Genomic DNA, 22903 nt, shown 5'->3' with positions numbered 1-22903 from the left:
GTTACAGATCGAGCACCAACGGCCCTTCGGCCGGGACTGCGCAGCAGATCAGCACTTGGCCCTGCGCCGGCAATTCGGCGGGCGGGACCGGGTAATGCACCTGGCCACTGACGAGCCGGGTCTTGCAGGTGCCGCACGAACCGCCGCGGCAACTGTATTCGGGTTCCAGGCCACGGCTTTCGGCCAGCTCCAGCAAGGTGCCGCCATCGGGCTGCCAGCGCGCCTCCTTGGCCGACTTCTCGAAAATCACCGGCACCGAGGTGGTGGCCGCCGGGGGTTGCTCGAACGCCACCGCCTGTTTGTCGCCGGTGCGCTTGAGGGTCGAGGGTCCGAAGGTTTCGGCGTGGATCCGCTCGTCACGGATGTGCATCGCCCTCAACTCGTCATACAGCCCCTGGGTGAAGCTTGCCGGCCCGCAGACATAGAAATCGAAGTCGTTGAACGGCAACAGCATCTTGAGCAGATTCAGGTCAATGCGACCTGCGAGGTGAAAATCCTCGCCCAAGCGAGCCTCGTGTTCGGGCTGGCTCAGCAGGCGGACAGCCGTGAGTTTGTCGGCGGTGTCGCCCACCAGTGTGTCCAATTCCTCGCGAAAAGCCAGATCCGCCAGACGACGTGCACTCTGCACGAACCAGGTGGGGCGCTGCTTGCGCTTGCGTTTGCCCTGATAAATCACCTCGCGCAGCATCGACAGCATGGGCGTCACGCCGATGCCGGCCCCCAGCAGCACCAGCGGCCGGGTTTCCAGCGGGTCGAGCACGAAACTGCCCTGTGGCGCCCGCGCTTCGATGACATCGCCGACCTTAAGGGTGTCGTGCAGATGCCCCGAGACCAATCCATCGCGCTTGACGCTGATGCGGAGAAAATCATCCGACGGCGCGCTCGACAGGCTGTAGGTGCGAATGATCGGCTTGTCGTGACCCGGCAGCGACAGGCGCATCGGCAGATGCTGGCCGGCCTGAAACGCCGGCATGCCTGCACCGTCAGTCGGCTCGAAATAGAACGAGCGAATCCCTGCACTTTCATCCTCGATACGCACCACTTGCAGTGGCCGCCATTGGTCGCGCAAGGCATCGGCCTTGAGCCGGGTGGCAGCCTGCTCCCAGTCGCCAGTCAGTAAGCTCATGGGCGAAAACTCTTCGAAATCCCAGCGTGAACGCAACGCCTGCGGTCGGCGCACCACAGCTTCGACCTCGACCTGCCACAGCCGCTCGGCGCCCTGGAACGCGGCGATTTCCGGGCCATCGAGAATCACCTTGGCCTTGCCGCTCAGTTGCAGCACATCCCCGCTGGGAAAATCGATGAACAGCAGGCCGGCCTTCGGGTTGACCAGGATATTGCCCATGGTGTTGAAAAACAGGTTGCCGGCAAAATCCGGCACGGTGAGCACATTGCCTTCGACCCGCACGAAACCGGCCTGCCCGCCCCGGTGGGAAACGTCCACCGAACGGTGCGGCGCGTCGCCTTGCAGATCCACATAGCTAGCAACGAACAGCGTATCGGCCGCACGAATCATCGCCACCGCCGCCTCGTCCAGGGCGTCCATGCGTTGCGCGGCCGGGCGCTGCTGAACGGTCGCCAGAGGCACCTGCTTGAGATCACGCAATTGAATGTAGGCCGGGCAGTTGCCGAACGAATACTCGACGCCGATTGAAAAGCCGTGATCGTCGAGGGCATGGATATGCCCGTTCATGCGGTTGCGCCGCCGGGTGTGCAGGTCGATGCCCAGCAGCCCGACCGCCGTGCCGAGGGCGAACTGCTCGCCGGCCGGGTCGTCCTGGTCAGGGAGCCTGGCGATGTCCAGCCGGTGCTCGGTGGGCGATGCGATGAAACCGGCATCGGCGTCCAGCAGGCTGGCCCAGGGCCGACCCTGGCTATCCACCGCACCGATGAACAGGTACGGCAGATGCTCATAGAATTCTCGATGTTGATCGGGCATGTAGTCGCGCACGACCTTCTTGCCCAGGGCTTGCATCCGCTCGGCGACACCGGCGTGGACCTGCATCTGCAGTTCGCCTGGGTGCCAGGGTGAGACGTTTTCAGAAGAAATGCCGTTCATGACGCAAAGCTCCGAGCAGTGAAGTCATCGACAGGTAGCGGGAGTGCGCGGGCGCGCACTCCCATCAGGGTCAAACCACCAGGCCGGCCTTGGTGCCCGGCATTGGCACGAAGCCCTTGAGCCCTTCGATGCGGGCCAGCCAGGCGCGTACATTCGGGTAGGTCTCCAGCGACACGTTGCCTTCCGGGGCGTGGGCGATGTAGCTGTAGCCCGCGACGTCGGCGATGGTGGCGTGATCGGCGGCCAGGAACTGGCGGCCGGTCAGGTGCTTCTCGATCACTTGCAGCACGGCGTGGGCGCGCTCGATGGTGTCCTGCGGGTCGAAACCTGCGCCAAACACGGTGATCAGGCGGGCACGGGCCGGGCCGTTGTTGATCTGGCCCGAGGCGACCGACAGCCAGCGCTGCACTTCAGCGGCACCTTGCGGGTCGTTGGGCAGCCACCGGCCGGTGCTGTCGTATTTCTTGGCCAGATACACCAGGATCGCGGTGGAGTCGGCAACCACGGTGCCGTTGTCATCGATCACCGGCACTTGGCCGAAGGTGTTCAGGGCCAGGAACTCGGCGTTTTTCTGTGCGCCCTTGGCCAGGTCGACGAACTTGATTTCAGGCTCGAGTCCCAGCAGCGACAGCATCAACTGTGCACGATGGGCGTGGCCGGACAGCGGGAAGTGATACAGCTTGATTGCGCTCATGGTTGGCTCCTGAATCTGTCGTGTTTAGGGAACAGTGCGGTGATCCGCTCTGATGGGACCCATACTGATCCGTATCAGAACAAGACAGAATCACCACGAAAGACAATCCAGCGTTTCACCGGATGAAATTATCTACAGGATTTTCGTGCGGTCAGGCGCTCAAGACCGGATGCTGACGCAAGCGCTCGACGGCGAAATCGACAAAGCTGCGCACCCTTGCCGATGCACGCCGTCCCTCACGATAGACCAGATACACCGGAACGGGAGCCGGTTCGAAGGCTTGCAGCACGGCCACCAGCCGGCCCGCCTGCAGATGCTCGTGCGCCTGATGCTCAAGGCAGCAGACCAGCCCGGCTCCGCGCACCGCGGCATTGATCGCCGAAGTCGGCGTAGTGCATCGCAGCACCGGCTTGAGCGAGGCCGCGCGGGTGACGCCATCCTGGCGCAGGCGCCACTCCTGCATGCGGTTGTCGGCGCTGCACACCACCACGGCGTGATCGGCCAGGTCGGCGGGTTTCGTCAGGCCCGGGCGCTGGCGCAGATAGTCGGGGCTGGCGCAGATGATCTGGCGTACCGCGCCGACTTCGCGCGCCACCATGAAGGCGTCGGGCAAGGCGCCGATCAGCACCGCCACGTCGATGCCTTCCTCGTGCATATTGGGAAAGCGGTCGGAATAGGTCACTGACACTTCGACGCCCGGCCAGGCGTGCAGGTAGTCGAGGATGATCGGCATCAGCAGGCGATTGCCGAACAGCAGCGGCATCACCAGCGTCAGCAGGCCCTTGGGTTCGACGTGCAGACCGTTGGCCGACGCATCGGCCTCGTCGGCCAAGCGCAGCAGGCGCTCGCATTCATCGGCGAACACCCGGCCGACCTCGGTGAGGGTCACACCGCGAGTGGTGCGCTTGAGCAATTGCGCGCCCAGGCGCGTCTCCAGCGCCGCCAGCGCGCGGCTGATGGTGGCCTGGGACACCCCGAGGCTGCGCGAGGCCGCCGCCAGCCCCTGCTCCCGGGCGACGGCGGCAAACACGCTCATCTGCTGATGCCGATCCATCAACGGCTGCGCCCGGCGGCCTTGATGGCGGGGTCGCTGGACATGCGCTCGACGCAATAATCGACGAAGGTGCGCACCTTGGCCGAGACCTTGCGCTCGGCCTGATAACACACGTGCACCGGCACCGGCGGTTCTTCGAAATCTTCCAGAATCAGCTCCAGCTCACCGCTGGCCACCTGGCTTGCGACCTGATAGGACAGCACCCGGGTCACGCCCCAGCCCATGGCCGCGGCCGTGATCGCGCCCTGGTTGGCCGACACCGTGAGTCGCGATTGCAGGTCCACCTGCAACGGCTTGCCGTCCTCCACGAAATCCCAGCGCCGCACCAGCACGCTGGACGCCGACACCACCAGGCGATGGCGCTTGAGATCGCTGGGGTGCTCCGGCCGGCCGTTGGCGTCGAGGTAGGCCTTTGATGCGCAGAGCACCCGGCGCACTTCACCGACCTTGATGCCGTGCTGGCTGCTGTCCATCAGGTGGCCGATGCGCACGGCGACGTCGATGCCCTCCTCGACCATTTGCGTCACGCGGTCGAGCAACAGGGCGTTGATGCTCACGCCGGGGTATTGCTGCAGGTAGCCGACCACCAGGGGCATGACGAAGAGTTCGCCGAACAGCATCGAGGCGGTGACGGTGAGCTGGCCGACGGGCTCGGCGATGCTGCCGCCGGCGGCGTCTTCGGCTTCTTCGAGTTCGCTGAGGATGCGCCGGCAGTCGCTCAGGTAGCGCTGGCCGGCTTCGCTCAGGTGCACGCTGCGGGTGGTGCGGGACAGTAGCAGTGTGCCGATGCGTTTTTCCAGCGCGGCGACGGCGCGGGTGACGCTGGGGGCGGACATTTCCAGACGCCGGGCGGCGGTGGCGAAGCTGCGTTCTTCGCAGACGGCGATGAAGACCTGCATTTCCTGGAATCTGTCCACGGAGGGGGCTCGGCTGGCTGGAGGTGGGCAAAGGGTAATGGTTTTTGCGGTGGTGCGGGAATTGCGTGCTTGTTTCGTCAGGGTGGTGACGCTTGCCAGACCTGTTTCGACTTCGTCGAATCAAGATCAAGATCAAGATCAAGAGCGCTCTTCCTAACGTCAGATCTGTTTCGACTTCGTCGAGTTACTTGGAAAAGACCCCCAAGTAACCAAGGGGTCTTGCTCCTGGTTTGGCCTCGACTTCGTCGAGGTTCCTTCATTCCGGTCCCGCTCCGTGGGCCCGGCGTGAAAGGGCCATCCATGGCCCACACGCCTCTCGCCGCATCCATGCGGCTCGACCCACTCCGCGAGACCTCCATTCAGCCTGCACCCAAGTCGCGATTTGTGTCGTCTGGGCTATCGCGCATGAAGATCAAAAGCTTGAGTGCGATGCCCTCCGTAGCAGCACGGCTTGCCGGCGGTCGCCCGGGGTCGGCGTTAGCCGGTCGCTTTTGATCTGGCTTTTGATCTTCGTGCGCAAAACGCACAGACGACACAAAACGCGACTTGGGTGCAGGCTGAACGGAGGTCTCGCGGAGTGGGTCGAGCCGCATGGATGCGGCGAGAGGCGTGTAGGCCATGGATGGCCCATTCACGCCGGGCCCACGGAGCGGGACCGGAGTGAAGGAAGTCCGACGAAGGAGGACCCAAACCAGGAGCAGGACCCCTTGGTTACTTGGGGGTCTTTTCCAAGTAACTCGGCGAAGCCGAAACAAGCCTGCCGTTAGGCAGGCCCTCTCAGCCACACCACCGAAAACGGATCAGCCCCAGATCACAAGGCCGGCTAGGCCTTAACCCCATAAGACCGATATACCGGCTTCCAGAAGTTGGCCTCGACCGACTCGCGAAGCGCCTCATCAGACATCCCCGCCGCCACCCCATCAGCCTGCGCTGCCTTACCCACGGCGAAGGCGATTTTCTTGCTCACCGCCTGCACATCCCGCAACGGCGGCAGCATCTGCCCTGCCCCGGCACTGTCGGCCAGTGCCTGGGCGGAGGCCATCAGCATGCCTTCGGTCACCCGAGTCGCCTTGCTCGCAATCGCCCCCAGGCCAATGCCGGGGAAGATGTAGGAGTTGTTGCACTGCGCGATCTTGAACGTCTTGCCGCCCATCTCGATGGGCAAAAACGGACTGCCCGTCGCCACCAGCGCCTGGCCCTCGGTCCATTGCAGGATGTCCTTGGGGTGCGCTTCGATCTGCGAGGTCGGGTTGGACAGCGGCATGATGATCGGCCGTTTGCAGTGGGCGTACATCGTCTCGATGATGTCCTGGGTGAACAACCCGGACTTGCCCGACACGCCGATCAGCACGCTCGGCTTGAGGTTGCTCACCACCTCCTGCAGCACCGGCCATTCGCCGCTGAACTGCCAGTGCGCCAGCGACTCGGTCGGGTGCGACAGGCGCTGCTGGAAGTCATACAGCCCACTCTGTTTGTCGGTCAGCAGGCCCTTGCTGTTGAGCAGGAAAACCTGGCGCCGCGCCTGGGCCTCGCTCACGCCTTCAAGCTGCATGGCCGAGATGATCTGCTCGGCGATCCCGCAGCCGGCCGAGCCTGCGCCAACGAAGGCGATGGTCTGGTCGGCCAGGCGCTCGCCCTTCATCTTGCATGCGGCCAATAGCGTGCCCACGGTCACTGCTGCAGTGCCCTGGATGTCGTCGTTGAAGCAGCACAGTTGATCGCGGTATTTGGCCAGCAGCGGCATGGCGTTGCTCAGGGCGAAGTCTTCGAACTGCAGGATCACCCCCGGCCAGCGGCGTTTGACGCCATCGACGAAAGCCTGCAGGAAGTTATCGTACTCCTCGCCGCGCACCCGCTCCTTGCGGCGTCCAAAGTACACAGGGTCGGCCAGCAGCGCGGGGTTGTTGGTGCCCACGTCCAATACCACCGGCAGCGTGTAGGCCGGGCTGATGCCGCCGCAAGCGGTGTACAGCGACAGTTTGCCGATCGGAATGCCCATGCCGCCGACGCCCTGGTCGCCCAGGCCCAGAATGCGTTCGCAGTCGCTGACCACGATCACTTTGACGTTGTTCTTGGTAACGTTGCCGAGGATTTCATCGATGCGATCCTGATCGCCAATGCCGATGAACAGACCGCGATGGCTGCGGTAAATGCGCGCGAATTCCTGGCAGGCCTTGCCGACCGTTGGGGTGTAGATGATCGGCAGCATTTCGTCGACATGATCGTCGACCACGCGATAGAACAGGGTTTCGTTGAAATCCTGCACCGAGCGCAGGAACACGTGTTTTTCCAGGTCGGTGTTGCAGGCCTTGAACTGCTGATAGGTGCGCTCGGCCTGTTGTTCGATGGTTTCCACCTGATCGGGGAGCAAGCCGGTCAGGTGCAGATCCTTGCGTTCTTGCGCGCTGAAGGCGGTGCCCTTGTTGAGCAGCGGCGTGCCCAGCAGTGTCGGGCCTTTGAAAGGTACGTTCAGAGTGCGGTCGGATGAAGCAGACATCATTACCTCCAGTGCATGTTTTTTGTATTTTGTATGCAATATACACCGATGAATCACGATTCCAAGCTCGGGCTGCAAAGCGGCTGGCGTTGGGAGTTTAGACAGGCTTGGCGATTCGTGGCTGAGCGTCACTCGCTGAGCCTGCCTGAAGATTGACTAAGCTGGCAGTTTCATCCGACGGGAGAACACCCATGGAAAGTGTGACGGGCGCATGCCTGTGTGGCGATGTGCGAATTACGGCCCGTGGCCGCCCTTGGCGCGTCGGGCTGTGCCATTGCCTGGACTGCCGCAAGCACACCGGTTCGCTGTTCGAGATATCGGCGATCTTCCCGCAGGAGGCGGTGACCATCGAAGGCCAGACCCGCGACTACGCCGGCCGGCACTTCTGCCCACGCTGCGGCTCGCCGCTGTTCGGCCGCAACGGCGATGAAGTTGAAGTGAACCTGGGTGTGCTGGATGCGCCGGACCAGTTCATACCGACTTACGAGCTCTGGACCGAACGCCGCGAGGCCTGGCTGCCGGAATTTCCGTTGACCGGGCACTATCGGCGCAACAGGGAAAGCAAAGGCCGCAGCGAGCCGTGAAACAGATCGTGCCGCCCACGCGCCCCACCGTAGCAGCCCGCCGGCAAGCTGTGCTGCTACGCCCTTCGGGCAGAAACCGGTGCTGCGTCAGACAAACTACTTGACCAACCGCTTTTCCTTCGACGGCCGATAACCGAAATACGAGCTGTAGCACTTGCTGAAGTGGCTGGGCGAGACGAACCCGCACGCCACCAGCACTTCGACCTGGGACAGTTCGGTGTGCTGCAGCAGGCGGCGGGCTTCGGTGATGCGCAGCTCCAGGTAATAGCGCTGCGGCGTGGTGCCCAGTTGTTCCTTGAACAGGCGCTCGATCTGCCGGCGCGAGCGTCCGGCATACACCGCCAGTTGGTCCATTTCCAGCGGCTCTTCCAGGTTGGCATCCATCAGCTTGACCACTTCCTTGAGCGGCGCACTCACGGAAATGTGCCGGCTCGGCTTGATCCGCCGATAGCGCGACTCCTCGAACGAGAGGATGTCTTCAATGCCCTCGACCAGCGCCTTGTCGTGCAGCTCCTTGATCCACTCCAGCGCCATGTGGAACGCGCCGGCCGGGCTCGACGCCGTGAGGCGGTCGCGGTCGACGACGAAGGCTTCGCTGGTGACGTGGGTGACCTTGGAAATTTCCGCCAGTGCCGGCCGATGCTCCGGATGGATCGCGCAGCGATAACCTTCCAGCAGCCCCGCCTCGCCGAGAAACCACGCGCCGTTCCACAGCCCGGCCAGGGTGATGCCCAGTTCGGCGGCGGTCACCAGCAGGTTGCTCAATTCAGGATTAGCCTTGAGTTCGGTGCGATAGCCGCCGCAGATCACCAGCAGGTCCAGGTCCTTGAGCGCCGGGGCTTCAAGGCGCGCGTCGGGGCGGATCACCAGCCCCAGGTCGCTGATCACTTCGCCTTCCTGCAAACCGAACGTGCGTGAGGAAAACAGCTTGGGGCGCAGCAGGTTGGCCGTGACAATCGTGTCCAGCGCCTGGGTGAAGGCCGGCAACGAAAAGTGCTCCAGCAGCAGGAAACCTGCCCGGGTGTGGGAGGCAGGCTCTTTGCGGCTCTCGTCCAGATAGCGGAGGTTCTTGCCCTTCATTCCTCCGCTGAACTCTCGTCTCTCGCTCAACGTCTGCCCCGCCCCATCTGTACAACCTGCCGTTTGATGCTCTTCACTTCTTGTTCTCTTGCAACCGGGTATGAAAGATCGCCCAACCCCGGATTCACCGACCCGTCCGGCTCACGTCAGCTGGAAGCCGTAGGCGAGCGGGTCCTGGTCATCGACGAAAATGGTGTTGTGGCCTGTCACATGGGCCCAGCCGGTAATGCCGGGCTTGATGCCGTCAAAAATACCGACTTTAACCGCAGACTCAACTTTTCCTTCGTAGACCGTGCCAATCAGGCTCTCGTGGTGCCAGGTGTCGCCGACTTTCAGGCGCCCCTTGCCGAACAGTTGTGCCATGCGCGCCGAGGTGCCGGTGCCGCCGGGCGAACGGTCGATAGCCTTGTCGCCGTAAAACACGGCGCAGCGGCCATCGGCGTGCTGGCTCTTGGGCTCGTCGCACCAGATCACATGGTGTACGCCGCTGATGGCCGGGTTTTCCGGGTGCACCACGTCGCAGACACCCGCCAGCGCCGCGCGCAGTTTCACGCTCATGGCGACGATATCGGCGCTGGTCTGGCCTTCGAATCCCGGCCAGTTCGCTTGCGGTTCCACCACCGCGTAAAAGTTGCCGCCGTAGGCGATGTCGACGGTCAGTGCGCCAATGCCCGGCACCTCGACCACCACATCAGCGCTGTGCAGGTAGCTGGCGACGTTGAGCAGCTTGATCGACTCGACCTTGTCGTCGTTCATGCGGTACTCGACATCGACCCGCCCGGCCGGCGCCTCGATGGCCAGGCGGCCTGGCACCTTGGGCGTGATCAGGCCTTCTTCGATCACCACCGTGGACAGGCCGATGGTGCCCGCGCCGCACATCGGCAGGCAGCCGCTGACCTCGATGAACAGCGCGCCGAAGTCGCAGTCTTCGCGCACCGACGGGTAGATGATCACGCCGGACATCACATCATGCCCGCGGGGCTCGAACATCAGCGCAGTGCGCACCCAGTCGTGATCGCGCACGAAGAGGTCACGGCGCTCGGCCATCGACAGCGAAGGCAGGATCGGCCCGCCCCCTGCGACCACGCGCACCGGGTTGCCGCAGGCGTGGGAATCGATACAGAAAAAGCTGCGTCTCATGAGCGTGTCCTTACACCAGTTTGTTAGGCGAATGACGCTGCAAGGCGCCCCGTGACAAACGGTCCAGCAGCAGCGCGATGGCGACGATCGCCAAGCCCGCACGCAAACCCAGACCCATTTCCATCCGCGACAGCCCGCGGGTGACTTCCGCTCCCAGCCCACCCGCCCCCACCAGCCCGGCCAACACCACCATGGCCAGCGACATCAGGATGCACTGGTTCAAACCGACCAGCAGCGTAGGCGTCGCGGTGGGCAGTTCGATCTTGAACAGGATGTCGCGAGGCGATGCACCGGAGGCCTGGCCCAGTTCCAGCAGGTCCTTGGGCAGTTGCTTGAAGGCCAGCGTGGTCAGGCGCAGCATCGGCGGGATGCCGTAGACAATGGTGGCGATGATCGCCGGGACCCGACCCAGGCTGAACAGGATCACGGCCGGAATCAGGTACACCCATGGCGGCACGGTCTGCATGATGTTGAGGATCGGCAGGAACGCGTCGTCGACCTTCTTCACCCGCGCCGCCAGCACGCCCAGCGGAAAGGCGATCGCCACCGAAATCAGCACCGCCACCGAGACCAGCGCGATGGTCTGCATCGACGCGGTCCACAGCCCGGCGAACAGGCAGAACGCCAACATCAGTGCAGAGAACACCGCCACCCGCTTGGTGGCGAAGAAAAACGCAGCGACGAAGACGATGGCGATCAACAGATACGGATGCGGCGCCAGCAGCGCGCGCTCGACCACGCCCAAAACCGCTTCGACTACCTGGCTGATCAGCACGAACAGCCCGTGCAGGTTGGCGTTGAGCCAGTCCACTGCCGGGGCGAGGATTTCCCCCGGGGAAAAACGAAAGTCGGCGACACTCATTGGCTTGCTCCCTTGCCAGACCGCGCGGCGCTCTGGGCCAGACGGTCGAGGATCATGGTCAGGATGACGATGGCGATGGCCGCGTTGATCGACTTGGCGATGTCCAGCGTGCGCACCGCGCCGTAGATCGACTCACCCAGCCCGCCGGAACCGACGATCCCGGCGATCACCACCATGCCGAAGGCCATCATCAGGCTCTGGTTGATGCCGGCCATGATGCTGGGCATGGCGAACGGCAGGCGGATCTTGAAAAACATCTGCATCGGGGTCACGCCGCTGGCGTCGCCCAGTTCGATGAAGTGCCGGGGCGTCATACGGATGCCCAGCGAAGTCAGGCGCAGCGCCGGTGGCAAGGCGACGATGAAGGTCGCCAACAAGGCGGTGGCCGGGCCGTAGCCGAGCAGCGCGATGGCCGGCAGCAGGTAGATGTAGGGCGGCATGGTCTGCACCAGGTCCAGGCACGGATCGACCACCCGGTCGAACGCCGGGGTCAGCCCGGCGATCACACCCAGGGGGATCGCCACCACCAGCGCCAGCAGCGTGGCGGTGAGCACCAGGGCCAGGGTAGCGACCGTTTCCGGCCACAGGCCGATCAGCGCGCAGAAGATCAGCGCCAGCCCGGCAATGATCGCGAAGCGCGCGCCAATGGCCCGCCAGCCGATCAGGGCGATGATCACCGCGAGCACGTAATACGGCGGCAGCGACAGGCACCACAACACCGCCTTGTAGACGCTGGACAGCACCGTGTTGGCGGCGTCGAACAGCACCTCGCCATGGTCGGACAGCCACGACAGGCCAGCGTCGATGGCCTCGTCGAACTGGCTGGAAAAGTCAGGCGTATTCATGCCGAAGTCTCCAGTGCGGCGGCCGCGCCGTTGGCCGCGAATTCGTTGGGAATACCCTGCACGCCGCGTAACAGGTCACGCGGGGTGATGATGCCGACCACGTTGCCGTTGTCGACGACTGCCAGGGCATCGCGCTCGGACTTCATGGTCAGGCCGATCAGCTCGTTGATGTCGGCGCCCGGGGACGTCTTGATCAGCCGCGAGATGTCCCAGGTCGGGTTGGCCGCCTTGAACGGTTCGACCGGGGTCATCACCGAGTGCGCCTTGACCAGATGCAGGCGGGAGATACCGGCGACGAATTCGGCGACGTAATCGTCGGCCGGGTTGAGGACGATTTCCTCGGCGGTGCCGACCTGGATGATCGCGCCGTCCTTCATGATCGCGATGCGGTCACCGATGCGGATCGCTTCGTCCAGGTCGTGGGTAATGAACACGGCGGACTTGCCGAGTTCTTTGGTCAGCTGGCGGAATTCATCCTGCAGCTGACGACGAATAAGGGGGTCGAGCGCACTGAACGGCTCGTCCATCAGAATGATTTCAGGGTCGGCGGTGATCGCCCGGGCCAGGCCCACGCGCTGCTGCATGCCACCGGACAACTCACTTGGGAAACGATGTACCCACTCGCTCAAACCGACCTTGGTCAGGGCGCGCTCGGCCACCTGGTAACGCTCAGCCTTGCCCACGCCCTGCACTTCCAGGCCGAAGGCGGTGTTTTCCAGCACCGTGCGGTTGGGCAGCAATGCGACGCTCTGGAACACCATGCCGATGTGCTTGGCGCGCACCTCGCGCAGTTGCGCCGGGTTGAGCGAGGACACGTCCTTGCCCTTGACCAGGATCTTGCCCGAGCTTGGCGTGATCAGTTTGTTGAGCAAACGGATCAGGGTGGATTTGCCACTGCCGGAGAGCCCCATGATGCAGAAGATTTCTCCACGGCGAACCTGGAGACTGACGTCCGAGACTCCGACCACGCAGCTGAACTCTTGCAGGACCTGGCTCTTGGACAAGCCCTTCTGGACGACAGCGTTCATCGCCGCAGGTGCGCTTTTTCCGAAGATCTTCCAGACGTTCTGGCAATCCACCAGCACTTCGTTTGTGTCGATTTTAGTCGTAGTCATTTGGTAACCCGTCCAGCCAGTTTTCACTGACTTCTTGCTTGATCAAAAGGCGGCAGTGGCAAAGCGTGGTGCAAGGATCAGTTCTTCACGTTTTCCCAGCGCTTGAGCAGGTCGGCGTGGCTGTCGGTCCACTCCTTGACGGCCTGATCCATGGTCTTGCCGTCCTTGACCTGGGTGTTGATCGCGGTGATGTCCGGCAGCGGCACATAGACGCTGGCCATCAGCTCGCGAGCGTGGGGGAAGTCAGCCGAGAAGCCCTTGTGGCCGATCCAGTAGTAACCCTGTGGTGGCGGGAAGATGCCTTTGGGGTCCTTGAGGAATTTCACGTCGTATTTCTGCACCATCCACGACGGCTCCCAGATGGTGACCGCGATCGGTTCCTTGCGGTCGACCGCCGACTTGAGCGCAGCGGTCATGGCCGCGGTACTGCCCTCGACCAGTTGCAGCTTGAGGTCATAGCCCTTGACCGCGTTGGTGGCGTCTTTCATCAGGCCCGAACCTGGCTCGATGCCGATGATCTTGCCGCCGAACTTGTCGGCGTTGGCGTTGAGCTGGTCGACGGAGTCGATGTCCACGTACTTCGGCACCGCGATGCCTTGGTACAGGCCGTGAGAAACCGGAGACAGCTTCTCCAGCTTGTTCTTGTTCTTGTTCCAGTAGTCGTTGGCCGCGTAGTCGGTCTGCGAAGCCAGCACCTGCACGTCGCCCTTGCTCAGCGCGGCGTAGGCGATGCCCCACTCGGAAAATTCCACCACCTTGACGGTGTAGCCGGAGTCTTCCAGGACCTTCTTGGTGATGCCGGTGATCGGCGTCAGGTCTTCCCAGTTCATGGTCCCGACGGTGATGGTTTTTTCTTCCGCATGGACCGGCATGGTCATCATGCCCGCAACAGCCACCGCGCAAACGGCTTTCCAGATTTTCTTCATGGCATTCCCCGATCTACGTTGATGAAACTTGAGTGTTGGTTGTTCTGTTGTGCTCTGTTTGGGTTGATGCAGCCTTTACCCTTCTCGCCCTGCCCGCAGTTCCTGCCAGCGGATCACAGAGCTGACCCCAAGGCGGGTCAGCAGGCTGGGCGGCAATTTGCTCGGGCCCGCGCCCTGGCTGAAGCGCTGCAGGAACACCGAGTCGGTGCCGGTGGCCAGCTCGGCGGCCATGACCCCGGCCAGGGTGCTCTTGACCGTACCCAGGCCGTTTTCACAGCAGGCGGCGTAGAGGTTTTCTTCCACCTCGCCGAACGCCGGCGCGCTGTTGCGGCTCAGGCACAGCCGCCCGGCCCAGGCGAATTCCATGGGCGTGCCCTGCAGTTCCGGGAAGCGCGCGTGCAGCGACTGCAGCTGTTCGGCCGCCACCGCCGCCACCCGCTTGGGCGTGACGGTGATGCTCGGGTCATAGGTAAATTTAGTGCGGATGACGATGCGCGCCTGGCCGTTGTGGGTGATCTTGCGCACCGTCGCGCCCATCGGGTCGGCAGGCAGCAAGGCCCAGCGGTCCTTGCCCGTCACCGGGCGCTGGAACTGATCGTGGCTGAAGCCCGCCGTCATCGAGGCGTAGGTGAACACGTGCAGCAGGCGCCCCTGAAAGTGGCCGAAATCCTCGATGTGGCCGTTGACCGCGAGAATCACCTTGGCCGCCGACACCTGGCCCCTGTGCGACTTGGCCACCCAGCCACTGCCGGACTTGTTGAGTTCGACGATGGGCGAGCGCTCCATCAGGCTGATCTTGCTGTCCAGCCCCGCCGCCAGATCGCGGATGTACTGGGCCGGCTGAATCATCACTGCGCCAGGGGTGTACAGCCCGCCGTGGTAATAGTTGGAGCCGGTGATTTCGCGCATCTGCGCGGCATCGAACAGCTCGTGTTTCTCACCAATGGCGCCCAGGGATTTGGCGTACTTGAGGTTGAGCTTCAGCCCGCGCTCGGTGGCGGCGGCGTTGATCTTGCCGGACGGGTCGAAGGTCTGCGCCGACATGCCGTATTCGACCGCCGCCTGCGCGGCGAAATCGATGGCGAAGCGGTTCTGCTCGATCTCCAGCGCCGTGGCCGACTCACCGGCCACCGAGTACTCGCCGCTGGACAGGCTGTGGGGCACGTCGATCATGAAACCCGAGTTGCGCCCCGCCGGGCCCTTGGCGATTTCATGGGCATCGACCACCACGATGCTGTCGTGGGGGCGCAGCTGCACCAGCCTGCGCGCCGCCGACAGGCCGGCAAAACCGGCGCCGATGATCAGCCAGTCCGCCGACACGTTGCCATCAAGCATGCGCACCGGGATAGAACGCGTAGAGATCGCCTCCCACCCCGACACTCCCGTGTCTACCGGCAGGCGCTTGATGGAATGGCCGCTCATTTTACGGTCTCGTCGACAGAGCGATCGGACACATCGATCCAGATGGTCTTGATCTCGGTGTACTGATCGTGGGCGAACACCGACTTGTCGCGCCCGCCAAACCCGGACTCTTTGTAGCCGCCGAACGGGGTCGACGCATCGCCTTCGCCGAAGCAGTTGACGGTGACGATGCCGGCGCGGATCTCGCGGGACAGCTTGATCGCGTTACGCAGGTTGCCGGTGTACACCGAAGCGGCCAGGCCATAGTTGGTGTCGTTGGCCAGGGCGATGGCCTCGGAGATGGAATTGAAGGCGGTCACCGACAGCACCGGGCCGAAGATCTCTTCCTGGAACAGGCGGCTGTCGCGGTCCACGCCGTCGATCACGGTCGGCTGGATGAACGCGCCGTCTTGGGTGTCACCGCCGTACACGGCTTCGAGTTTGCCGGCATTGGCGTAGTCCAGGTACGACTTCACTTTCTGGAAGTGATCGCTGCTGACCAGCGCGCCGACGCGGTTTTGCGGGTCCAGCGGATCGCCCATTTTCCATTCACGAATGTAGGCGCCCATGCGCTTGAGCAGCTCGTCCTTCACCGAGGCGTGGACCAGCAGACGCGAGGTGGCCGAGCAGTTCTCGCCCATGTTCCAGAACGCGCCGTTGACCACCTGCTCGGCGACCAGGTCCAGGTCCTCGGCGTCGTGCATGACCACCGCCGGGTTCTTGCCGCCGCACTCCAGCACCACACGCTTGAGGTTCGAGTCGGCGGCGTAATGCAGGAAGCGGCGGCCCGTGGCGGTGGAGCCGGTGAAGCTGACCATGTCCACGTCTTTGTGCAGGCCGATCGGTTCGCCCACGTCCTTGCCGGTGCCGGTGACGATGTTCAGCACGCCTGCCGGAACGCCGGCCTCGAAGGCCAGCTCGGCGACGCGCAGCGTGGTGAGGGTGGTCTGCTCGGCAGGTTTGACGATCACCGAGCAACCGGCGGCCAGCGCCGGACCGATCTTCCAGGCCAGCATCAGCAGCGGGAAGTTCCACGGCAGCACGCAACCGACGACCCCGATCGGCTCACGCACCACCATGGTCAAGGCGTTGTGGCCCACAGGCGCGGTGTGGTCGTAGAGTTTGTCGATGACTTCGGCGTGCCAGCGCAGGGTGTGAATGGTGTCGGGCACGTCGACCATCTGGCATTCGCTGACCGGCTTGCCGCTGTCCAGGCTTTCCAGCACCGCCAGCTCGTGGCGATTGCGCTCCAGCAGCTTGGCGAACTTGAGCAGCACAGCCTTGCGCTCGCCCGGCGGCAGCAGCCTCCAGCGGCCATCTTCGAACGCCTCTTTGGCCTTGCTGACGGCGTAGTCGACGTCTTCACTGGCGCAGGCAGCGATGTCGGTCAGGTGCTCGCCGGTGGCCGGGTTGACGGTGACGAAGGTGTTGCCGGAAATCGCCGGTTTGAACGCGCCGTTGATAAAGGCGTTGGTCGGGTACGACATCGACGCGGCAATGGCGGCGTATTCGTCCTTGGTCAAAAGATCACGCATGGCGGGCTCCGGAAGTGATGTGGGCGACGGTGCGTTTCACGTTGGTGATAACGGTCTGCAGGCTGAGTTTGTCTTCGCTGTTGAGCGGGCGAAGTGGCGCGCGGACGTCTCCGACTTTCAAACCATTGAGTTCGCAGCCGAACTTGATGCATTGCACGAACTTGCCGCCGTCCAGTGCATTCATCAACGGCATCATCGCCGACATGATCTGACGGCCCTTGTCGAAGTTCTTTTCGAGGACACAGGCTTCATACAACGCGACGTGCTCTTTAGGCAGGAAGTTGGAACCGGCACAGACCCAACTTCTGGCGCCCCAGGCGAAGAACTCCAGGGCCTGATCATCCCAACCGCAGGACAGTGCAATGTGCGGGAATTCACGAGCCAGCAAGTGCACGCGGCCCATGTCACCGGAACTTTCCTTGATCGCTTTTACGTTCTTCGATTTACCCACGCGCGCCAGATAGTCTTCGTTCATCTGCACGCACATCCGGCCGGGATAGTTGTACAACATGATCGGCAAGTTGGCGGCGCGGTCGATGGTCAACGCATGAATGGCATTTTCCTGATCGGTGGGCAGTGCGTAAGGCGGCGTGGTCACCAGGATGGCGTCAGCCTTGATGGCCTTTGCGTCTTCGGCGAACAGCACGGCGTCTTCGGTGCGGATGGCGCCGGTGCCGATGATCAACTGCACACGCGAGCCGATGATGTCTTTGGCACGGCGCGCCAGCTTCAAACGCTCTTCTGCGGTCTGCGCGTAATATTCACCCGTCGAGCCACCGATAATGATGCCGTGCACGTTCGCTTCCACCAGCGACTCCAGCACTTGTGCAAATACATCCCAGTCGATTTCACCGTCCGGCGTATGAGGCGTGACTGCCGGTGTATATATGCCTTCGAATTTCAAGACGCTTCTCCGATTATCAATGGCTGTAACTGTTGTTCAGCAATGCGCACACGAGCGGGCGCCGCGCGCCCATTAAGCGGCTCGTGATGGATCAAATTCCGTGCAATAACAAATCGGGTAACACGCAGGTGCAACAGTGCCGCCAACGCAACCTCAAGTTGCATCCATGACCGACCGCAGGGCCGGAAGTTAAATAGCGGTGCGCATTACAGTGTTCTTCCACACGCACTTTTTCAAAGGCGTGTGCTGGATCAATACGGATCGTTAGAACAAACAGCGTCGGCGCGACGCCTGAACATCGGTCAGGGGCGTTTCGACACAGGGCAGAGGTAGAGCAGTAGTGTTTTGCATAGTCAGACCGTATCTATCCCAATTGGCAGTGACGACGGTTTCTTGTTGTTGAGTCATCCGGGGCGGCCCCGCCGACTCTTTTGCCTTTCTTCAAACCCTGGAACCTTGCCCGGGTTTACGTGCGGCTTGTGTGAAGATTACGTGTCGTTGAAAGCTTGGGACAATCAACTTTTACGCTGGGCAATGCATAAAAAAATGTTATCGATGCGGCTGCGCCGACGCGGGAAACGGGTACTCGGCGAACTGCGCCAGCAACCAGTCGCGCACCCGGCAGCAGGCCTCGTCGGCTTCACGGTCTTCGCGGATGGTCAGGTAATGCAGGCTCTCGGTCAGCACCATTTCCTCATTGACCGGACGCACCAGCCGCCCCTGTTCGATCAGGCCGGTCACCAGATGATTCCAGCCCAGCGCCACGCCCTGATCGTTGAGCGCCATGTTGACCACCAGGTTGTAGTCATTGGCATTGAGCACATGGGGGCTGTCGTGATGGCGCTCGCCGATATCGATGTTGTGATACGCCAGCCACACGCCCCAATCCACATGCTCGGCGACCTGGGAGCGGCCGTAGGGGCTCAGGTTCAGCAGGCCGCCATCGCGCAGGCCGAGCAGCGTCGCAAGTTCCGGGTGGGCCTTGTGATAGGCCGGGGTGCAGACCGGGTAGATCACGTCATAGAACAGCGGGTAGCTGCGATAGCCGTCCTGGATCTTCGCCATCTTGGTGATGTAGATGTCCGGGCGCACCCCCGGCTCCATCGACAGGAAGTTCTGGGTGGTAATCAGGTTCAGATCGATGTCGGGGTTCTGGCTGAACAGGGTCGGCAGCCGGGTCGACAGCCAGAACGCGGAAAACGCCGGCGAGCAGCACAAGGTCAGCATGCGCTTGCCGGCATTGCGCGTGCGAATGCGCTCGGCGGCCTGGGAGATGTTGACGAAGGACATCTGCGCGGCATCGAAAAAGATCGCCCCCGCTTCGGTCAACTCCACGGCGCGCCCTGCCCGCTTGAACAGCTCCACGCCCAGGTAGGTTTCCAGTTCGCGAATCTGCCGGCTGATCGCCGCCTGGGTCACGCACAAGGCTTCCGCTGCGCGGGTGAAACTCTGGTATTTGGCCGCGGCCACGAATGACTTCACCGCTTTGAGCGAAGGCATTTTCAGCAGCGTCATGTCCGGATCGGTGTGCTTGACCATCGTGAGGTTCTGATTTCCGTTTCAAGCCCTGGTGCAGGAAAAAGGGAAAGCCTGCGCGTGCAGCCCTTCCCCGGCGCACGCCGGAGATTATCCCAAAGTGCCAGCAGCGCCTACGCCCGTTACCCTTTGACGGCGCTCTCGATCGCCGCGATGTCGATCTTGGTCATGTTCATCATCGCGGCGAAGGCACGCTTGGCTGCAGCCTTGTCGGCGCTGGTGTAGGCCTGGGTCAACACCCGGGGCGTGATCTGCCACGACAGCCCCCACTTGTCCTTGCACCAGCCACAGACGCTGGCCTGCCCGCCGTTGTCGATGATCGCGTCCCACAAGCGGTCTGTTTCGGCCTGATCGTCGGTCGCCACCTGAAACGAAAACGCCTCGCTGTGGCTGAATTCAGGCCCGCCGTTAAGGCCCAGACACGGGACTCCCATCACGGTGAACTGCACCGTCAGCACATCGCCCTCCTTGCCTGAAGGGTAGTCACTGGGCGCCAGGTGCACGGCATCGACGCGGCTATCCGGAAATGTTTTGGCATAAAATTCCGCCGCTTCCAGGGCATCGCCCTTGTACCAGAGGCAGATAGTGTTTTTGGCTTGCATGGGGACTCTCCACATTTGGAGGGGATGGAGAGGTGAGTCTAGACGCCGAGGTGGCTGACGAGCGCGTGCCGTCTGATCAACCTGCGCAGCAAGGCGACCGCATTCGCCACCAAGGCGGCTCCCACAGTGATGGCATTAACCGAAATTCCTTTGTCGATACTGGAACCGTGGCAGATTCTATGTTTGCCCGGCGAGCGGTTTGTGTTGCCCGAACTATCGCTTCGCCAGCAAGCCGGCTCCCACGGTTCTGCTTATGACCGGCTCTGTCCCTGTGGGAGCCGGCTTGCTGGCGAATGCGATAGAGAGAACACCCTCTGCGGTGAGCTTTACGATAAGCTCAGCCGCACTACACCCATCGCGCGTCCCACAACGAATAGTCGTGAACCCTAGTAACCAACCCGACTCGGATCGGATTGGCCACGACGTAGCGCGCTACGCCTGCCAGGTCATCCTCCTTGCGAATCGCTCTGTCATGAAAGCTTCGTTGCCAGAACGATCCGGACCTCCCCAGATGAGCATTGACCGCCCTTGCCGCGCGAGACTTGATTGCGAGGACCAAGGCCTCAAGACTGCCCTGCTTGAGTTCGATCAGCCAGTGAAAGTGATCCGGCATGATGACCCACGCCAGCGAATCCGCCTGACCATGGATCTGCGCCCGACGAAACTCATGAACCAGGAGCCGCCCCGCCCTCAGATCACTGAAGAATGGCTGACGATTTTCGGTGACGGCGCTGATCAGATAAATCTGACCGGATTGAGAATGACGGCCCGTACGCAACCGTCTGGATTCCGCTGATTTGTGCATTCACTTCTCCGCGCCCCATTGGCTTGAGACAAGGCTAGCGATGCAGGCAAATCTTGATGTCCAAAGTCTGCTTCCGGATGTGAATGGCCGATCGCATTCGCCAGCAAGCCGGCTCCCACGGCCTTCGGCCAGAAGCAATCCGTATTCATTTCATCTCGACGTACCCGCCCAGGCAGTCGAAACCGCTTCTGGCCGCAGGCCGTGGGAGCCGGCTTGCTGGCGAATGCGGTCGATGAGTCGACCTCGACCGCACGCCTGATGGGAATCGATCAATCCCTGAACTGCGTCAACTGCCGGTTCAACGACCCCGCCTGGTCACGCAACTCCACCGACTGGTCGAGCAAGGTGCGGATGGCCTGGTCGTTCTGTTCGGAAATGCGGCTCACACCCTGGATCGCCACTGACAACTGCTCGCCCGTGGCCGCCTGGCTTTGGGTCTGGCGGGCGACTTCGCTGATGCGGGTGAGGATGTCGCGGGCGTGCTGGCGGATCTGTTCGACGCCTTCGGAAGAGGTCGTCAATTGGGTCACGCCGGTGCGCACCGCTTCGCCGACCTGCTGCACGTTGGCCACGGTGTTGCGCACGTCGGAGCCGATGGCGCCGATCATCTCGCCGATTTCGCCAGTTGAACGGCTGGTGCGCTCGGCCAGTTGCCGAACCTCATCGGCCACCACCGCGAAACCACGGCCCTGCTCCCCTGCCCGCGCCGCTTCGATGGCGGCGTTCAGCGCCAGCAAATTGGTCTGATCGGCGATGCTGCGGATCACCGCGATGATGCCGGCGATCTGTTGCGAGCGTTTTTCCAGGTCGCTCACCGAGCCTGCGACCATGTCCATGGTCTGGTCGATATGGGTGATGCCGGCCAGGGTCTGGGTCATGTCCTGGGAGATGTTGGCGGTCAGCACTTCGGTGTTGCGCGCCAGTTGCTCCACATCCTCGGCCTGTTGCGCCATCTCGGTGACCGAATGCGCAAGGGCGGTGACGCCGCTGGCCATTTCCTCGGTGGCGGTGTGCTGAGTGGTGGCCCGGTCGGCAACGGCCTTGGTGGTGTCGCCCAGGTGATCGGAAATCTGTATCAGCGCGCCGCTGCTGTGGCGAATGGTGCCCACCAGGTCGCCCAGTTTGCCAATGAACTGGTTGAAGGCCCCCGCCAGCTTGCCGGTTTCGTCGGCACTGCGCTGTTCGAAACGCAGCCCCAGCTCACCGCTCCAGCCCTGAATGCCGCTGGTCAAGCCGGACAGCGGACGAATCTGCCAGCCAAGCAATTGCCACAGCACCACCGCCAGAATCAGCAGCCCGGCCAGGCCCACCAGCACCGCGGTATAGAGGAAGTGATTGATCCCGGCCATGGCCTCGGCCTGGGGATACGCCACCATCAACGCCCAGGTGTTGGGCGCCTTGCCGATGCGCACCGGTTGCAGCACATAGTTCCAGCCGCCACTCTCGAAGCTGTAGGGCTGGCCGGCCTTGATCGCCTGGCGCGCCGCGCTCGGCAGATCGTCCGCTGATTGGCTCAGGCGCTTGGCATCAGGATGGCTGGCGTACAGGCCGTCACTGGACACCAGCGCGCCATAGCCCTTGAACACATCGATCTTCGCCAGTTGCCGGTTGATGCCTTCCAGCGGAATGTCGACCCCCGCCACCCCCACCGCCTTGCCGTTTTGCAGCAGTGGCACCATCAGCGAGGCGAGCATGAACTGCTGGCCGCTGGCGGTGCGATAGGCGTAAGGCTCCGAGGCCCAGGGCTTGCCGGTGTGCAACGGGCGATAGTAATACTGGTTGTCGGCGCTCTCGGGCACGTAGCCCACCAGCGGCTCGGATTTGATGGCGCCAGTGGTGCGGTTCCAGTAGGTCAGGAAACGCCCGGTCGCATCATGGTCCGCCTGGTTGACGAACTCGCTGTCGTTGCCATCGAACGCATTGGCTTCCCAATACTGGCCCAGGCCCAGAAGTTGTGGGTTGTTTTGCAGAAGTTCGCGAGTGGCGGCATTGGCGGTCTGGCGATCGACATGTTGTTGCTGCAATGCGCTGGCAACACTGGACAATGCATCGGCCACCGAATAACCGGCACCGAGTTCAACTTCCACTTCTTTGGCATTGGCCCGCACGATGGTGTCGACCAATGTTGCGTTTTCCTTGACGGCATTACCGTAGGCAATCCAGGCAATGGCCCCCAACAACAGCAGCATGACCGCCATGGCGCCGAGCAGAGCGGTCCAGAACAACTTGAAATGCAAAGAGCGATTAGACATTTACATTCTCGAATGGCATAGAAGTACGCTGGCAAGGCCGCGCGGATATGCAATCGAGGCTGCCCTGCCTAATTTATTATTTGTTTGATATCGAT

The 22903-nt window shown here is 62.6% G+C and carries 19 protein-coding genes; 1 reads left to right on the top strand and 18 read right to left on the bottom strand.

Annotation, left to right across the window (positions count from 1 at the left end):
* Nucleotide 1: 1 nt before the first annotated feature.
* From AC1MEK_RS21065 to AC1MEK_RS21045, 5 genes are all read right to left on the bottom strand, one after another.
* Complete coding sequence (locus AC1MEK_RS21065) at nucleotides 2–2059, bottom strand: 2Fe-2S iron-sulfur cluster-binding protein (RefSeq protein ID WP_480398206.1); 2058 nt, start codon at nucleotides 2057–2059, stop codon at nucleotides 2–4.
* A 70-nt stretch (nucleotides 2060–2129) separates the two neighbouring features.
* Entirely contained in the window at nucleotides 2130–2753 is a 624-nt protein-coding gene (locus tag AC1MEK_RS21060; RefSeq protein WP_480398205.1) for a glutathione S-transferase family protein, read from the bottom strand.
* A gap of 151 nt (nucleotides 2754–2904) precedes the next feature.
* Nucleotides 2905–3807, bottom strand: coding sequence for a LysR family transcriptional regulator (locus AC1MEK_RS21055; protein WP_480398204.1), 903 nt, complete (start codon nucleotides 3805–3807; stop codon nucleotides 2905–2907).
* Complete coding sequence (locus AC1MEK_RS21050) at nucleotides 3807–4724, bottom strand: LysR family transcriptional regulator (RefSeq protein WP_480398203.1); 918 nt, start codon at nucleotides 4722–4724, stop codon at nucleotides 3807–3809. The genes AC1MEK_RS21055 and AC1MEK_RS21050 overlap by 1 nt, the downstream gene beginning before the upstream one ends.
* A gap of 823 nt (nucleotides 4725–5547) precedes the next feature.
* On the bottom strand, nucleotides 5548–7221 hold the full coding sequence (locus AC1MEK_RS21045) for an NAD-dependent malic enzyme (RefSeq protein WP_480398202.1): 1674 nt from the start codon (nucleotides 7219–7221) through the stop codon (nucleotides 5548–5550).
* 191 nt (nucleotides 7222–7412) lie between these two features.
* Between AC1MEK_RS21045 and AC1MEK_RS21040 the strand changes: the two genes are divergently transcribed.
* Nucleotides 7413–7805 carry a GFA family protein gene (locus tag AC1MEK_RS21040; protein WP_480398201.1) on the top strand — a complete coding sequence of 131 codons (393 nt, stop codon included), beginning with the start codon at nucleotides 7413–7415 and terminating at the stop codon, nucleotides 7803–7805.
* 96 nt (nucleotides 7806–7901) lie between these two features.
* Here the strand turns inward: AC1MEK_RS21040 and AC1MEK_RS21035 are convergent, their stop codons facing one another.
* The 13 genes from AC1MEK_RS21035 to AC1MEK_RS20975 form a co-directional block, all read right to left on the bottom strand.
* Nucleotides 7902–8915 (bottom strand): GlxA family transcriptional regulator, encoded by a 1014-nt coding sequence (locus tag AC1MEK_RS21035; RefSeq protein ID WP_480398200.1) that lies wholly within the window; start codon nucleotides 8913–8915, stop codon nucleotides 7902–7904.
* Between the two features lie 111 nt (nucleotides 8916–9026).
* On the bottom strand, nucleotides 9027–10025 hold the full coding sequence (locus tag AC1MEK_RS21030) for a 4-hydroxyproline epimerase (RefSeq protein ID WP_480398199.1): 999 nt from the start codon (nucleotides 10023–10025) through the stop codon (nucleotides 9027–9029).
* A 10-nt stretch (nucleotides 10026–10035) separates the two neighbouring features.
* Nucleotides 10036–10887, bottom strand: coding sequence for an ABC transporter permease (locus tag AC1MEK_RS21025; protein ID WP_480398198.1), 852 nt, complete (start codon nucleotides 10885–10887; stop codon nucleotides 10036–10038).
* On the bottom strand, nucleotides 10884–11732 hold the full coding sequence (locus AC1MEK_RS21020) for an ABC transporter permease (protein ID WP_480398197.1): 849 nt from the start codon (nucleotides 11730–11732) through the stop codon (nucleotides 10884–10886). Before AC1MEK_RS21020 ends, AC1MEK_RS21025 begins: the two co-directional genes overlap by 4 nt.
* On the bottom strand, nucleotides 11729–12847 hold the full coding sequence (locus AC1MEK_RS21015; protein ID WP_480398196.1) for a quaternary amine ABC transporter ATP-binding protein: 1119 nt from the start codon (nucleotides 12845–12847) through the stop codon (nucleotides 11729–11731). Before AC1MEK_RS21015 ends, AC1MEK_RS21020 begins: the two co-directional genes overlap by 4 nt.
* 77 nt (nucleotides 12848–12924) lie before the next feature.
* Nucleotides 12925–13773, bottom strand: a complete 849-nt coding sequence (locus tag AC1MEK_RS21010) for a glycine betaine ABC transporter substrate-binding protein (RefSeq protein WP_480398195.1) — start codon at nucleotides 13771–13773, stop codon at nucleotides 12925–12927.
* A gap of 75 nt (nucleotides 13774–13848) precedes the next feature.
* Nucleotides 13849–15195, bottom strand: a complete 1347-nt coding sequence (locus AC1MEK_RS21005; RefSeq protein WP_480398194.1) for an NAD(P)/FAD-dependent oxidoreductase — start codon at nucleotides 15193–15195, stop codon at nucleotides 13849–13851.
* Complete coding sequence (locus AC1MEK_RS21000; RefSeq protein WP_480398193.1) at nucleotides 15192–16709, bottom strand: aldehyde dehydrogenase; 1518 nt, start codon at nucleotides 16707–16709, stop codon at nucleotides 15192–15194. Before AC1MEK_RS21000 ends, AC1MEK_RS21005 begins: the two co-directional genes overlap by 4 nt.
* Complete coding sequence (locus AC1MEK_RS20995) at nucleotides 16702–17613, bottom strand: dihydrodipicolinate synthase family protein (protein WP_480398192.1); 912 nt, start codon at nucleotides 17611–17613, stop codon at nucleotides 16702–16704. The genes AC1MEK_RS21000 and AC1MEK_RS20995 overlap by 8 nt, the downstream gene beginning before the upstream one ends.
* Nucleotides 17614–18162: 549 nt before the next feature.
* Nucleotides 18163–19152: a LysR family transcriptional regulator gene (locus AC1MEK_RS20990; protein WP_480398191.1), complete on the bottom strand. Its 990-nt coding sequence runs from the start codon at nucleotides 19150–19152 to the stop codon at nucleotides 18163–18165.
* Between the two features lie 119 nt (nucleotides 19153–19271).
* A complete protein-coding gene (locus tag AC1MEK_RS20985; protein WP_480398190.1) occupies nucleotides 19272–19751 on the bottom strand; it encodes a VOC family protein in 480 nt (159 codons plus the stop codon).
* A 346-nt stretch (nucleotides 19752–20097) separates the two neighbouring features.
* Nucleotides 20098–20556, bottom strand: a complete 459-nt coding sequence (locus tag AC1MEK_RS20980; protein ID WP_480398189.1) for an REP-associated tyrosine transposase — start codon at nucleotides 20554–20556, stop codon at nucleotides 20098–20100.
* Between the two features lie 269 nt (nucleotides 20557–20825).
* Nucleotides 20826–22808 carry a methyl-accepting chemotaxis protein gene (locus tag AC1MEK_RS20975; protein ID WP_480398188.1) on the bottom strand — a complete coding sequence of 661 codons (1983 nt, stop codon included), beginning with the start codon at nucleotides 22806–22808 and terminating at the stop codon, nucleotides 20826–20828.
* Nucleotides 22809–22903 lie beyond the last annotated feature (95 nt).

The sequence above is a fragment of the Pseudomonas sp. 2 genome, from assembly GCF_056627435.1.
Note: the sequence above shows the minus strand (reverse complement) of the source record. Positions and strands in the feature narration are given on the sequence as shown.

Bases quoted from the DNA above. Each gene is read 5' to 3' on its own strand.
- AC1MEK_RS21065 (WP_480398206.1), bottom strand. From the start codon at position 2,059: ATGAACGGCATTTCTTCTGAAAACGTCTCACCCTGGCACCCAGGCGAA.
- AC1MEK_RS21060 (WP_480398205.1), bottom strand. From the start codon at position 2,753: ATGAGCGCAATCAAGCTGTATCACTTCCCGCTGTCCGGCCACGCCCAT.
- AC1MEK_RS21055 (WP_480398204.1), bottom strand. From the start codon at position 3,807: ATGGATCGGCATCAGCAGATGAGCGTGTTTGCCGCCGTCGCCCGGGAG.
- AC1MEK_RS21045 (WP_480398202.1), bottom strand. From the start codon at position 7,221: ATGTCTGCTTCATCCGACCGCACTCTGAACGTACCTTTCAAAGGCCCG.
- AC1MEK_RS21040 (WP_480398201.1), top strand. From the start codon at position 7,413: ATGGAAAGTGTGACGGGCGCATGCCTGTGTGGCGATGTGCGAATTACG.
- AC1MEK_RS21030 (WP_480398199.1), bottom strand. From the start codon at position 10,025: ATGAGACGCAGCTTTTTCTGTATCGATTCCCACGCCTGCGGCAACCCG.
- AC1MEK_RS21025 (WP_480398198.1), bottom strand. From the start codon at position 10,887: ATGAGTGTCGCCGACTTTCGTTTTTCCCCGGGGGAAATCCTCGCCCCG.
- AC1MEK_RS21020 (WP_480398197.1), bottom strand. From the start codon at position 11,732: ATGAATACGCCTGACTTTTCCAGCCAGTTCGACGAGGCCATCGACGCT.
- AC1MEK_RS21015 (WP_480398196.1), bottom strand. From the start codon at position 12,847: ATGACTACGACTAAAATCGACACAAACGAAGTGCTGGTGGATTGCCAG.
- AC1MEK_RS21010 (WP_480398195.1), bottom strand. From the start codon at position 13,773: ATGAAGAAAATCTGGAAAGCCGTTTGCGCGGTGGCTGTTGCGGGCATG.
- AC1MEK_RS21005 (WP_480398194.1), bottom strand. From the start codon at position 15,195: ATGAGCGGCCATTCCATCAAGCGCCTGCCGGTAGACACGGGAGTGTCG.
- AC1MEK_RS21000 (WP_480398193.1), bottom strand. From the start codon at position 16,709: ATGCGTGATCTTTTGACCAAGGACGAATACGCCGCCATTGCCGCGTCG.
- AC1MEK_RS20990 (WP_480398191.1), bottom strand. From the start codon at position 19,152: ATGGTCAAGCACACCGATCCGGACATGACGCTGCTGAAAATGCCTTCG.
- AC1MEK_RS20985 (WP_480398190.1), bottom strand. From the start codon at position 19,751: ATGCAAGCCAAAAACACTATCTGCCTCTGGTACAAGGGCGATGCCCTG.
- AC1MEK_RS20980 (WP_480398189.1), bottom strand. From the start codon at position 20,556: ATGCACAAATCAGCGGAATCCAGACGGTTGCGTACGGGCCGTCATTCT.
- AC1MEK_RS20975 (WP_480398188.1), bottom strand. From the start codon at position 22,808: ATGTCTAATCGCTCTTTGCATTTCAAGTTGTTCTGGACCGCTCTGCTC.